The 13,712-nt window shown below is 47.2% G+C and carries 11 protein-coding genes; 8 read left to right on the top strand and 3 right to left on the bottom strand.

What is annotated here, in order from left to right; all coding sequences use genetic code 11:
* Nucleotides 1–90: 90 nt before the first annotated feature.
* Together PJIAN_RS00145 and PJIAN_RS00140 are read right to left on the bottom strand one after the other, a co-directional pair.
* A complete protein-coding gene (locus PJIAN_RS00145) occupies nucleotides 91–570 on the bottom strand; it encodes a lipocalin family protein (protein ID WP_084252267.1) in 480 nt (159 codons plus the stop codon).
* Between the two features lie 74 nt (nucleotides 571–644).
* Nucleotides 645–1,802 (bottom strand): glycoside hydrolase family 88/105 protein, encoded by a 1,158-nt coding sequence (locus tag PJIAN_RS00140; RefSeq protein ID WP_068702627.1) that lies wholly within the window; start codon nucleotides 1,800–1,802, stop codon nucleotides 645–647.
* 179 nt (nucleotides 1,803–1,981) lie between these two features.
* Between PJIAN_RS00140 and PJIAN_RS00135 the strand changes: the two genes are divergently transcribed.
* On the top strand, nucleotides 1,982–2,851 hold the full coding sequence (locus tag PJIAN_RS00135; RefSeq protein ID WP_068701011.1) for a DMT family transporter: 870 nt from the start codon (nucleotides 1,982–1,984) through the stop codon (nucleotides 2,849–2,851).
* A gap of 98 nt (nucleotides 2,852–2,949) precedes the next feature.
* Here the strand turns inward: PJIAN_RS00135 and PJIAN_RS00130 are convergent, their stop codons facing one another.
* On the bottom strand, nucleotides 2,950–3,984 hold the full coding sequence (locus PJIAN_RS00130; protein ID WP_068701010.1) for a dihydroorotate dehydrogenase-like protein: 1,035 nt from the start codon (nucleotides 3,982–3,984) through the stop codon (nucleotides 2,950–2,952).
* A 269-nt stretch (nucleotides 3,985–4,253) separates the two neighbouring features.
* Between PJIAN_RS00130 and PJIAN_RS00125 the strand changes: the two genes are divergently transcribed.
* The 7 genes from PJIAN_RS00125 to PJIAN_RS00095 all read left to right on the top strand — a co-directional run bounded on the left by PJIAN_RS00125 (nucleotide 4,254) and on the right by PJIAN_RS00095 (nucleotide 13,618).
* Nucleotides 4,254–5,486, top strand: coding sequence for a nucleoside recognition domain-containing protein (locus tag PJIAN_RS00125; RefSeq protein WP_068701009.1), 1,233 nt, complete (start codon nucleotides 4,254–4,256; stop codon nucleotides 5,484–5,486).
* Between the two features lie 47 nt (nucleotides 5,487–5,533).
* On the top strand, nucleotides 5,534–6,469 hold the full coding sequence (locus PJIAN_RS00120) for a polysaccharide deacetylase family protein (protein WP_068701008.1): 936 nt from the start codon (nucleotides 5,534–5,536) through the stop codon (nucleotides 6,467–6,469).
* A 53-nt stretch (nucleotides 6,470–6,522) separates the two neighbouring features.
* Nucleotides 6,523–8,538, top strand: coding sequence for a TonB-dependent receptor (locus tag PJIAN_RS00115; RefSeq protein WP_068701007.1), 2,016 nt, complete (start codon nucleotides 6,523–6,525; stop codon nucleotides 8,536–8,538).
* Nucleotides 8,539–8,656: 118 nt separating this feature from the next.
* Complete coding sequence (locus tag PJIAN_RS00110; protein ID WP_068701006.1) at nucleotides 8,657–9,340, top strand: response regulator transcription factor; 684 nt, start codon at nucleotides 8,657–8,659, stop codon at nucleotides 9,338–9,340.
* Nucleotides 9,337–10,593 (top strand): sensor histidine kinase, encoded by a 1,257-nt coding sequence (locus PJIAN_RS00105; protein ID WP_068701005.1) that lies wholly within the window; start codon nucleotides 9,337–9,339, stop codon nucleotides 10,591–10,593. The genes PJIAN_RS00110 and PJIAN_RS00105 overlap by 4 nt, the downstream gene beginning before the upstream one ends.
* Nucleotides 10,594–10,699: 106 nt before the next feature.
* Nucleotides 10,700–12,835, top strand: a complete 2,136-nt coding sequence (locus tag PJIAN_RS00100) for a TonB-dependent receptor (RefSeq protein ID WP_068701004.1) — start codon at nucleotides 10,700–10,702, stop codon at nucleotides 12,833–12,835.
* Between the two features lie 102 nt (nucleotides 12,836–12,937).
* A complete protein-coding gene (locus PJIAN_RS00095; RefSeq protein ID WP_068701003.1) occupies nucleotides 12,938–13,618 on the top strand; it encodes a DUF2461 domain-containing protein in 681 nt (226 codons plus the stop codon).
* Nucleotides 13,619–13,712: the final 94 nt, after the last annotated feature.

Raw genomic sequence — 13,712 nt, 5'->3', positions numbered from 1 at the left:
TTTTGAAAATTTGACGGGGCAAAGTTACGACTTTGTTTTTGCTTCTGCAACAAATTTTGAAATTCTTTTCTTTGAATTTCAGGAGCTTGATTATTGGCGAACCCGATCGAGCTTGCTGATGTCGAATCCGGCCTTTGCGGCAATGTCGGTTAGCCGGTTGTAAGTTGCCGCATCCATTGTTTTGGCGCGCGATAATATCCACAGGTATTTCCGTGACGGATCGCCGATCAAAGCATGTTGATAGTCGGCGTCAAGATCGATAATCCAGTAGTTGCCTGCAAATGGCCAGAAAAACTGCACTTTCAGTTGTGCGGGTTTTGACGGATCGGGTACCCATGCAACTCCTTTGGCAGTTTTGATAACCTCGGGGTCGGAGCCTTTGCTCCCCTGATTCAAAACCGTGATTTTACCGTCGTTGCGCAGGGTGTAAGTGGCCGAAACTTTTTCCAGTCCTTTTTCAAAACGATGGGTAATGCGGGCAATTTCGTACCAGGTTCCGCTATATTGTTTTATGTCGAGTTGCTCAATTGTGTGCAACGGTGCTGTCGATTTGCATCCGAAAAGTGTCATAAGGCAAAATATTGAAAGATAAATAATCGGTTTCATATGTGTCAGTTGTTTTATTAACCGGCACAAATATACAACTACTTGCCCAGTTCGATGCAACCCATGATAAACGGTCCGGTAGCTTTTGCGTCGTTATCGCGGATTTTTTCGTGGATGTAATATTCGTAACTTCCATCACGATACGGCTTTCCTCCCAATCCTGCTACCGCGCAACATTGCGTGAGCGAGAGCGTTCCATCTGCGTTGGTTTTGATCAGCTTGCGGGTAATGCCGTTGAAAGCTTTCAGAGCAACTGCTTTGTATTTCGGAGCGATATATCCTTTGTTGACCGCTTTGGCAATGGCATACATATACATGCTGGAGGCCGACGCTTCGGCGTAATTGCCTTCGCGTGTCGGTTGGTCCACTACTTGATACCAGAGGCCGTCTTTGTCCTGATATTTGGGCAGTGTGTCGGCTAAGCCTTTGGCAATTGCTATGAGCTGTGCACGCTTTGGATGATTCTTGGGCACGAAATCGAGGATGTCGACCACCGCCATGTAGAACCAGCCGATGCTCCTGCCCCAGAAGTTAGGTGAATGACCGGTTTTCTTGTCGGCCCATTGCTGCAGGCGACTTTCGTCGTAGGCATGGTAGTAGAGTCCGGTTTTAGCGTCATAAGTGCGCTTGGCTCCGATCAGAATTTGGTTGATGGCGTCGTCAAGCAGCGCCGGCTCTTTGAACGTGACTGCATATTCGGCTAAAAACGGATCGCCCATGTAGAGTCCGTCCAGCCAGATCTGGTGTTGGTAGATTTTTTTGTGGAAGAAAACCCCTTCGTCGGTGCGGGGGTGGGTTTTCATCTGTCCGCGCAGGCTGTCGAGTGCTATTTTGAACTTCGGTAGTTTTGTCTCTTTCCACATCGCCATCAATGTTTTGCCTGAATTGATGAAGTCGATATTATAGGTTTTCGGTTCGTAGAGATGAATTTTACCTTGCGCATTCACAATGGTGTCGAGCCATTGATACACATAATTGTAGTATTTCTTGTCGCCGGTGGCTTTCCATAGTTTGTAGAATGCCAACGTGCCGAGGCCTTGCGTATAACCGAAGTAGAGTCGGGTACCGTAGTCGAGTTGCCAGGCTTGCGGAAAGCGTTTCATTTCAGAGTCGGCAAAGCGTACCGACCATTTTTGCGACCAACCGGTCTGCACAGTAAACAGTATGACGGCTGTCAATAATAGTAGTTTCTTCATTGTCGAAATGTGGGGAATTGATTGTGTGATTAGTCCCGCAAAAATAGATAAATTTTCGTTTAGTTTCTGTTTTGTGATAAAAGGAAATAAAACGAAGTGTTCATCTGGGATCAAATATATCGGCAAATTCCCGTATTTTTGTATCTGTATCCTGCAACTGAAAAAATATATTCCTTCGCATGCTTTCACAACACGCTCACCGTCCATGGTTCAATTATTTTCTCCTGTTTTTTGGCGTGCTTTGCATTTCGTGGTCGGCCATCTTTGTAAAACTGGCAGGAATCAGCGGTTTTGGCTCTGCATTTTACCGCATGGCTTTCGGACTGGTGGCAATCTTGCCTCTCTGGTTGCGGTTTCGTAAACCGGTAACCGACTGGCATGGAGTGAAAATCGCGTTATTGTGCGGACTCTTCTTCGCCTGCGATATTGCTTTGTGGAATACCTCCATCATGCTCACGAAAGCATCCATCTCAACGTTACTGGGTAATATGGCTCCTGTCTGGGTGGGTTTTGGAGCGGTATTTATTCTGAAAGAGCGGCCGGGGCGCATATTCTGGACCGGAACTGTCATTGCAATTTTTGGTGTGGCGATCGTCGTGGGACTGGATAAACTTGCGGCTACGGATTTCTCGTTCGGCAATTTTCTTTCCATTGCGGCCAGTATGTTTTACGGAGCCTATTTGCTGACAACGCGAAAAGGGCGTAATACGCTGGATACTTTCTCTTTTACCATGCTGTCGATGGTTTCCAGTACGGTGGCGCTCGGTGTGTTGTGTTTATTTACCCGGGTGCCTATGTGGGGCTTTTCGGCACCGACGTGGTGGGCGCTGGCAGCCTTGGGTATTGTGCCTCAAATGCTGGGTTGGCTGGCTATCAACTTTGCACTGGCCTATATCAAGCCGACAGTAGCTTCGGTGACGCTGCTAAGTCAGTCTATTTTGACAGCTATTTTCTCCATCCCGGTATTGGGTGAGTTTATGTCTCTCCGGGAAATGATCGGAGCGCTGATTGCCCTGACGGGTATTTATTTGGTAAATACAAAGAGATAAAAAATAGCACACAGAATACACAGAATTAACGGAGATGAGCTGGTCATAATGTACAGTGTTCATTCGTCTAATCAGTGTATTCCGTGTGCTAAGCTATGTTATTCTATTCTGGAATAGAGTTTCATAAACTGTACCCTTTCAAATGCAGCCGGATTCTCTATGTTTTTCTGGCTGAACATTCCCTTGAATTGGTCGATGGTTTCGAAATTGTGGATTTCCATCCATGTCTTTATGCCTTTCAACATGCCGGGAATCACGTCGGGGCCTTGTTTGTAAAGCGCCGAAGCAATCTGAATGACGGAAGCTCCCGCCAATATCTGCTTAATAACAACGTCGTAGCTGTGAATGCCGGTAGAAGCACAGATATCGCATTTGACCATTCCGGACAAAATTGCCACCCAGCGCAGGGTGTGCAGGTAGTCGTCGAAAGTGGTACAAACCTGTCCGGTAGAGATTTCCAGCTCGCGGATATCAATGTCGGGATGATAGGGTCGGTTGAACAATACAAGACCGGACGCACCCGATTCGCTCAGCTTAGTGATGGTGTGCACCACGCTCGAAAAATAGTACCCTATTTTGAGTGAAAACGGGATAGTGACCTGCTGTTTTACCTGTTCAGCTACATCAAAGTAGACCTGTTCGTTTTCGGCACCGCTTCGTTTGATGTCCGACGGAAGCACGTAGATATTCAGTTCGAGGGCATCGGCTCCGGCTTCCTGAATGCGTTTGGCAAAATAGCTCCAGTCGTATTGCGAAACACAGTGAATACTTGCAATGACCGGAATCTTCAGGGTCTGCTTGGCTTTTGCTACAAAAGCGAGGTAGCGATCCAGAGTATGTTCTTTTGCAAAGCTGTTGACATAAGCCTCCGCCTCTTCGTATGCGTAGGGGTGTTGCTGAACGGCCTCGTTAAACGTGGTCTTCCATTCACGCGCTTTTTCGTGATCGGATTGCAGGAAACTCTCTGACTCGTGGCGAATCTGTTCCTCAAAAATCGACTTGAGGACGACAGCCCCGGCTCCGGCTTCTTCGAGTTCTTTCAGATATTCAACATTGTTCATCAGGCCGGAACTGCCGGCAATAATCGGGTTGCGCAGTTGCAATCCCATATAAGTCGTTGAGAGATCTATCATAATTTGTAGCTTTAAGGTTTTTGATAATCACAAACATACGTACATTTTATTCAATATCAAACATCTTTTGCAAAAATTTGGGGGAGTTACTGCCGGGAGAAGAATTTTTATCACAAAAAGGGGTGTTTGTGGGTTGGTTCTTTGACTTGTTACATCAAAAAACAATCGTTACATTTGCAGGAGTATAAGCAAAGTGCTCATTTTGACGATAAATTGCTATCGGAAAGCTTTGTTTGTGAGTTGAATTGTAATCAGAATATTATTTCCTCATGCTCAATTATATCTGGATTGGATTTTTCCTCATTGCGTTTCTCGTCGCTACTCTTCAGTTTATTTTTACCGGCGATTTTGTCATTTTTGAAAAGGTGGTGAAGTCGACTTTCGAGATGGCCAAGTTCTCTGTGATGGACATCGCTCTGCCTTTGGCGGGCGTGATGACTTTGTGGCTGGGGCTGATGAATATCGGGGAAAAGGCAGGTGCCATCCGTTTTGTGTCCCGCATTGTGGGGCCATTCTTTTCGAAGCTATATCCCGAAATCCCCAAGGGGCATCCGGCCAGCGGTCAGTTGGTGATGAACTATTCAGCCAATATGCTGGGACTCGACAATGCAGCTACGCCTATCGGGCTGAAAGCGATGCAAAGCCTGCAGGAACTAAACCCCAACAAAGATACTGCTTCGAATGCGCAGATTATGTTTCTGGCATTGAACACGGCGGGTCTCACCCTTCTTCCGATCAATATTATTGCACAGCGTGCCATTTTGGGTGCTGTTAATCCGGCAGATATTCTGGTGCCGGTGTTGATTGCTACTTACGTTTCGACTCTTACGGCAATTTTATATGTGGGTATTCGTCAGCGGCTCAATTTGCTCAATCGTACGGTTATTGGGTGGTTGGGAGCTATTACGTTTATTATCGGATTGATTGTTTTCGGTTTCTCACGTCTCGATAGTCAGCAAATGTCGGTTGCATCGAGTATTACAGGAAATTCTCTTTTGCTATTGATTATTGCTACGTTTCTTATCGGAGGACTGGTGCGGAAAGTAAACGTTTACGAAGCATTTATTGAAGGAGCCAAGCAGGGTTTTGAAACCGCCGTCAAGACGATTCCGTATCTGGTCGGAATGTTGGTGGCCATCGGAGCTTTTCGTGCTTCGGGTGCTATGGATATGATCATTAACGGCATTGCAAGTTTGTTTCATCTGATGGGATTGAATACCGATTTTGTGGCTGCATTGCCCAATGCTTTTATGAAGCCGTTGAGCGGTAGCGGTGCCAAGGCGCTGATGGTTGAAACCATGAAAACCTACGGTCCCGACTCGTTTGCCGGTCATCTCTCCTGTATTTTTCAGGGCGCAGCCGATACTACCTTTTATATTGTGGCTCTTTATTTTGGCTCGGTGGGTGTAACCAAAACGCGTTATGCCATCTCGGCGGGACTCATTGCCGACCTTGCCGGAGCTATTGCCGCAATTATTGTTGCTTACCTCTTTTTTGCATAAAATTACTTTTGACTTTTGTATCTTTGTCTCTTCCTAAAATAAAGAGTATGAGATCCCGATTATTGTTGCTGTTGATTTTTGTGAGTGTGATTGCTTTTGGGCAAAAAAAGCATGTGTGCATTTCTATAGACGACCTGCCGGTGGTTGATTACGGCCCGTACGATACGGTCGTTCAGCAACGGATTATGGATAACCTGATTGTTTCTCTGAAGAAAAATAAGGTGCCGGCTATCGGGTTTGTAAACGAAAATAAGCTCTACAACTATGTGAACAAACCAATGTCGTTCCAGATTCATCTTCTCGACAAATGGCTGGGAAACGGTTTGATGCTTGGCAACCACACCTTCTCTCACCCCGATTACAATACCGAATCATTTAAGGCTTTTTCTCACGACATACTGAAAGGAGAAATTATCTCCAAAGAGTTGCTCAAAAAATACGGACAAAAGAAGAAGTATTTTCGCCATCCTTATCTGCACGTGGGAACAACCAAAGCCCGCGCCGACTCACTGGCTAGTTTCCTGACGGAACACGGTTATACTACGGCTCCCATCACCATCGACAGTGAGGATTATGCGTTTGCCTATGCTTATTATAAGGCCAAACAAAAGAAAGATGCGGCTTTGATGAAGAAAATTGTGAGTGATTATCTTGTTTACATCGATCAGGATATAAAGCACTTCGAAAAAGAATCGGTAGGTTTGTTCGGACGAACAATGAATCAGGTGATTTTGCTGCATGCCAGTATGCTGAACTCCGAATATATGAATGACATCATCGCCATTTTCAGGAAAAACGGATACGATTTTCAGCCTATCGACAAGGTGTTGAAAGATCCGGCTTATAAGATTCCGGTGACGGTATATGGAACTTTCGGTAGTTCGTGGCTCGACCGCTGGGCGTTGTCTCTCAACAAAAGAGGCGACTTTTTGATGGGTGCGCCAGAGCCTCCCGAATATGTAAAAAGAATGCTGAATGAGTAGGAAAAACGCCGGAAAACAGATCCGGTGGTATTGTTTAACTTAATAATTTACGAATGAAAAAAATGCAGAAAGAACGGTGTCTGCCCTGTTTTCGACGATGGGCAAGAACACCTTACGCAGTGTTCAACAGTTTAAGTGTTACGGTGAAAATCGGTGTGCTGGGCGCAGCTATGCTCACAACGGCCAATCAGAAAGCCGTGGCACAGGAAAATGTAAAAACAGCTCCTGATCCGGTGTTTCAGCTGGAAGAGGTGCAAATTAACAGCGATCTGCCACCGACAACCCAACAGTTGGTGAAAGTGGTTGCCGTGCTTACCCGTAAGGAAATTGAGCAAGCGGCGGTACAAAACGTTCAGGGCCTGTTGCGCTACGTTCAGGGAGTCGACCTGCGTACCCGCGGAACTGAAAATGTACAGGCCGATATTAGTCTTCGCGGCGGAACCTTCGATCAAACCGCCATCCTTCTCAACGGTGTCAACTTCACCGATCCCCAAACGGGACACTTCAATTTAGACATGCCTTTAGACATTAACTTGATAGAACGCGTGGAGATTCTCTACGGACCGGGTGCCTGGACGGCAGGAGCTATCGCTTTCAGCGGCGCTATCAATATTGTCACCAAACAAATTATCCATAACGGATTCAACGCGCAGATTTCCGGCGGTGACTTTGGTTACCGGCAGGGAAGCACTTCGGGCTATCTTAATACCGGCCCATGGCGCGTAACGGCAGCTGTCAACGGTACTCGCAGTGACGGTTTTGCTCATGATTCTGACTTTAAAATTTTCAACGCATATACCGATGTGCGGTTTATCGACAACCGCATCGGACAGTTTTCGTTGCAACTGGGCATGCAGTCGAAAGATTTCGGAGCCAACACGTTTTACTCTCCGAAATATCTCGACCAGTACGAAGAGACCCGGTCTCTGATTGCTTCGTTGCAATATAAAAAACAAACCCGCCACTGGAAGCTGATGACCTCGGCCTATTATCGCCGCCATCACGACATGTTCGCCCTCTTTCGCGAGGGTGTTCCTGCTCCACCGTGGTACGTTTCGCCCAACTATCACCTAACCGACGTGATGGGCATTTCGGCGCAGGCCAGTTACTCGTGGTGGGGTGGGGTGACCTCACTGGCTGGAGACCTTCGCTCTGAACATATCTTCAGTAACACGCTGGGAACGCCGCTCAACACTCCGCATTTCGATCCCTATTCGGATGCCAGGGTATTTACCAAGTCGGCCGAACGTCGCATCGGTAGCGTGTCGGTGAAGCAGGTGAAAGAGTGGGAACAATGGATAGTCAGCCTTGGCGCCATGGGAAGCGGAAACGACGATTACGGGTTCCATTTTTATGCCGGAGGTAACGTCGATTATGCCGTTACGCCCAAACTGACGCTGGGTACGTGGCTGCACAACTCGTACCGGATGCCTACCTTTACCGACCTCTATTACCAGAGCACAACACAGCACGGTAATCCTGATCTGAAACCGGAAGATGCCTTTAATGTGGATGTGCATTTGTTGTGGACTCCCGACCGATGGACAATTCGAGTGGCCGGCTTCAAACGTTACGGACACAATATCATCGACTGGGTGCGTTTGCCCAACGAGTTGGTGTGGCATAGCGAAAACCTGACCGATGTCAATTCGCTCGGCAGTGAGCTGGCAATCGATTACCGTCCTGTCTGGAGATGGATCGATAACATCCACCTCGATTATACTTATCTGCATGTCTCGAAGGGCAGCAGCCAGTATATTTCGTCTTATTCTACCGATTATCTTCGTCATCAGGCTAAGATGCGCATTTCTCAACCCCTTTTCGGCAAGTTGTCGGCAGCATGGCAACTAAGCCTCAATGACCGGGCAGGAACCTACGTGAATGTGGCTACGAATAAGGAAACGCAGTTCAAAGCCTATCTACTATGCGATCTGAAGTTGCAATGGAAAGAAAAGCACTACAGGATTTTTGCTGAGGCCACCAATTTGTTCAACACAACCTATTTCGACTTCGGTAACCTGCCACAACCCGGGCGTTGGTTCAAAGCCGGAGTATCGGTAGGCGTATAATAATATCTCTTTGTGAGACTCGGAAGCCTCTGTTTTTTACAGGGGCTTCTTTTTTTGCGGGTAGAAATTCCGGCAATTTCTAATTTTCTCCAAAATTGAATCTTACCTTTGCATCGCAATGAAATTGTTAGTGGTTGAAGATGAAGACGGACTGAGGGAAACCATTGTGAGTTTTCTGGAAGAGGAAGGTTACCAGTGCGAACAGGCAACCCGGCTCAATGTGGCTTTGAATAAGGTGTCCGACTACGAGTATGATTGTGTGCTGGTCGACATCGGATTGCCCGACGGAAGCGGCCTGCAACTGATCCGTGAAATCAAAAAGATAGCACCGACTACCGGCGTACTGGTAATTTCGGCTCGAAACTCACTGGACGATAAGGTTGCCGGTCTCGAATTGGGTGCGGATGACTATCTGGCCAAACCGTTTCATCTGGCAGAACTGAATGCACGCATCAAGTCGATTTTGCGACGGGTAAAGTATGACGGTAAAATTGAAGTCAATATTGAACGGTTGAAAATACTCCCCGAATCACGTCAGGTCTTCTTTGACAACGAAGCGGTTGCGCTTACCAAAAAAGAGTTTGATTTGCTGGCCTTTTTTGCGGCAAATGCCAACCGGGTGTTGACCAAAGAATCCATTGCCGAACACCTGTGGGGCGATTTTGCTGATGCCGCCGATACCTTCGATTTCGTCTATTCGCAAATCAAAAACTTACGTCGGAAGTTGCTCGAAAAAACGGGCGTCGATTACTTTAAAAACGTATATGGCATTGGTTATATGTTTCAAACGGATAAAGCATGAAACTCCAGACAAAAATAAACCGGCGATTTATTACCTTGCTGCTGCTTGTATTTGTGGTGGCCGGGTGCGGACTCTACTTTATTCTCACCGCGGTAATCGATTTTAATATTGACGAGATACTCTCGAACCGGGCAGAAACCGTGCAGTCTTCGTTGCATCAGAACAAGATAGCTCTTCCTTTTCACTCTCCCGATCAAACAATTGACATACAGCCGTCGAACGGGCAAAACGTCGAACGGCAATTTTCGGATACCACCATTTATGCCGCGAGCGAAAAAAGCATGGTGCCGGCTCGCAAACTGGTTTTCCCGGACAGGGTAAATGGAAAAACGTACAAGGTTACGCTGGTGTTGTCACATCTGGAGGCCGACGATTTTGTGGGGTTAGCGTTTTGGTTTATGCTGGGTACGTTTGTTCTCATTATTCTGGCGCTTTACTTCCTTAACCGTAAGTTGTCGGCTACCATCTGGAATCCTTTTTATCGAACCTTGAAAGAATTGAAGGATTTTAAAGTGGATCAAATAACGGAGAAGGGATTGCCATCGTCGACGATTGATGAGTTCGATCAGATGAACAAAGAGCTGAGCCAGATGATGCGGAAAATGACGGATGATTATGCCAACCTAAAAAAATTCTCTGAGAACGCGTCGCACGAAATGCAGACGCCGCTGGCTGTAGTGAAATCGAAGCTGGAAACGTTATTGACCGACCGGAGCTTATCCGAAGATCATCGCAAACAGGTCCAAACGGCTTATGACGCAGCCTCTCGGGTGTCGAAACTGGGACAGACATTACTCCTGCTTTCCAAAATAGAGAACAACCAGTTTGTGGAAAAACGCAGCATTGATCTGAGCGCTTTGGTTGCAGAGCGGTTGGACGAGCTGGTTGAATTACTGGCAATGCGCAATATCGAGCTGGTGCGTGATTTGCAAATTCCGTTTGTGGTCAATATGAATCCTTTACTAGCTGATCTGCTGGTGACCAACCTGCTGGGAAATGCCATTAAGCATAATGTTGATGACGGATTTATCCGCGTTACGTCACAGGATTCGCAGCTGATTCTTAAAAACACGGGGAAAGTATTGCAAGGAGATCCCCGGAACCTGTTTTCTCGTTTTGCTAAAGAGGGCGTCACGAAGGATTCCAGTGGACTGGGTTTGTCTATTGTGGCTGAAATTTGCAAAGTCTCTTCTTTGTCGATCGATTATACTTGCCTGGAAGGCGTACATTGCTTAACCCTCACTTTGCGATAATTCCACTGTTTTTTGAGAAAAGGGATGTTTTGCCCGGAAATTCCCAATTTTCTCCAAAGTTGCATTCTAATTTTGCAGCATTAAATTTTCTAAATAGTTCAAATAGATGAAGAAGTTATTGTTACTGTTTGGCCTGGTGTGTCAGTGCGCGCTTTTTGCACAACAACAGGTGTCAGTGAGCGTGAAGGATGCGCAAACGAAGGAAACGTTAATCGGTGCGGCCGTGACGGTGTCAGATACATCGACGGGCGCTGTAACTGATGGAAAGGGTGTTGCGACGCTGAATATTTCCGGCACATTTCCGGCATTGCTCAAGGTGCAATATGTGGGCTACGAAATAGCAGAAATCAAAGTGGACAAGCCCGGTCTACAGGAGGTGTTGTTGCAACCGGCATCGGAGCATCTCGACGAGGTAACTGTTACATCGGTGCGTACCAACTCGCGCATCGAGGCCATTCCTACCCGCATCGAGGTGTTGGGACTGGAAGATACGCAAGAGGAAAATGGGATTATGCCGGGCAACATTTCGAGCCTGCTGGGTGATATTGCCGGAATTCAGATGCAGGAAGTGAGCGCCGCGTCGGGTAATACCTATGCGCGTATTCAGGGCCTGAACGGTCGTTACACCCAGTTGCTGAAAGACGGACTGCCGCTCTATGGTGGACTGTCGGGTAATTTCGGTATAATGCAGGTGCCGCCACTCGACCTGAAACAGATCGAAATTATCAAAGGCTCTTGTTCTACCCTGTACGGCGGTGATGCCATCGGCGGTATCATCAATTTGGTGAGCAAAGACCCTACGCCGCAGCAGGAGCTTAGTGCTACGATCAACGAAACGTCGTTGCACGAGACCAACCTGAATGCCTACATGGCGAAGAAGTACAAGACTTTCGGATATACGCTGTTTGCCGGGCAGACCTGGCGGCAGGCAACGGATGTGAACGGTGACGGACTGAGCGAATCGTCAAGGGTGCGCAGCACGGTGATTCATCCGAAATTCCAGTTTTACCTTGATCCACGCTCCACGTTGACCGTGGATTATACCGGAACGTTCGACAACCGAAAGGGTGGGGACATGCGCTACCTTTCGTCGGGCAACGGGGCGTACTATCACGTGGGTACGCAGTCGGACCGGCATAGCGTGACGGCCAAATATGTGAACAACCTGTCGCCAACCAGCAATATTACTGTCAAAGCGAGCGGCAGCAATCTCGACCAAACTATCGACACCCGCGATTATAATTTCCGGGCCAACCAGTTGCTTTATTATTCGGAGCTCTCTTATTTCCGTCAGTTCGATAAAATGAACTGGGTGATCGGAGCAAATTTTAATGGCGATCAGTTTCACAACCGTTCGGCTCTGATTCCTCTCAATGGTTATTCCTACAATACCCTCGGCGGTTTTGTGCAAAATACCTACAATCCGGTGCCGGCGCTCACTATCGAAAGCGGTGTGCGGGTCGATTACCAGAACAAATACGGCTGGTTTGTGTTACCACGCCTTTCGGTGATGTACAAGTTCAGCAAGGAGTGGACGGCGCGTGTCAACGGTGGATTGGGTTATATGACTCCTAATCCGCTCAACTATATCGATCTGGAACAGGACTTGAACCGTCTGACTTCGGTGTCGGGGCTGAAACCGGAACGCTCGCACGGGCTGAATGCTGATGTTAATTTTCAGAAACGCATCGGCGATGTGACGATCAACCTGAATCAGGCATTTTTTGCTTCGTTTATCAACTCTCCGGTCGACAGTTTGCCCGGAACTGCCGGCGTGACGCTTTACAATGCGCCGAAAGCTCTTCGGACACTTGGCGCTCAAACCTACATGCGACTGACCGTGGGCGATTGGGAGGTTTATCTCAGTTATGTCTACACGCATGTCAACAAACTCTACAACGCCGAACACCAGCAACCCATCTGCACACCGCAGCATAACCTGTCGAACACGATGATGTATGAACTGAGTAAGAACTGGAGTGTGGGCCTTGAAAATTCGCTGGTGGCCGGGCAAATCAATCAGGACTATCAACCTACCAAGGCCTACTATATTATGGCTGCCATGCTGAAATATAGCGCTGGCCATCTGACGGCGGTGCTCAATGGAGAGAACCTGATGAATGTTCGTCAGAGTCGCTACGAACCTATCTTCGACGGCACCTTTGACAACCCGCAGATGCGGCAACTCTGGGCTCCGATTGAAGGTCGCATTCTTAATTTATCGTTGACCTGGAAGCTGTAGTATGATTCTGCTGAGCTGTTCTGGACGACGGAAAGAAAGCAATGCATTCCATTCTCATTGTTTTTTTTCTACCTTTGTTTTTCAATACTAAACACTGAAACAATGAGAACAGCCGAAATATTACAATTTCTCACACAGTTGAGGGATAATAACAGCCGCGAGTGGTTTGCCTCGCAGAAGGATTACTGCAAGGAGTTGCAAAAAGATTTTGAGAAACTGACACAGGATGTTATTGAGGAAATATCTGCCTTCGATCCCGAAATCAAGGGGTTGGATGCCAAAAATTGCATCTTCCGTCTTTATCGCGATACTCGGTTTTCGCCTGATAAAACGCCTTACAAATCGCACTTCGGAGCCTATATGGCTTCCAAAGGCGGGCGCAAAAGTCCACGGGCAGGCTACTATTTGCACCTCGAACCAGGCAATTCATTTATCAGCGGGGGTATTTATATGCCCGATGCTGTTGTTTTGAAAGCCTTGCGACAGGCTATTTACGAGAATATCGACGAGTGGCTCGAAATTACGGGCAAGCCTTTTGCCTCTGTATTTCCCGATATGTATGGAGAAGACGATAAACTGAAAAAAGTGCCGCTTGGGTTCCCGAAAGATTGGGAGCAAGGCGAATTGCTCAAGTATAAGCACTATGCTTTCGGACGAAATATTCCCGATGAATTCTATTCGCAGACGGAAATTGTGCCTCAATTAATCGAATTTTATAAGTATCTCCAGCCGGTAAACCGCTTTTTGAACTTTACGGTGGATGAGGTGCTGAATTTGGGGTAAGAATCCCGGATTTATCATTAATTTTGGAAATAACCCCATGTTTTTGGATGCTGTATCTGAAAATATGGGGTCGTTTCTTTGTTGTGGGCCTGTT

The organism is Paludibacter jiangxiensis (genome assembly GCF_001618385.1).
Classification (GTDB): Bacteria; Bacteroidota; Bacteroidia; order Bacteroidales; family Paludibacteraceae; genus Microbacter; species Microbacter jiangxiensis.
This window is presented reverse-complemented; position numbering and strand designations above follow the sequence as displayed.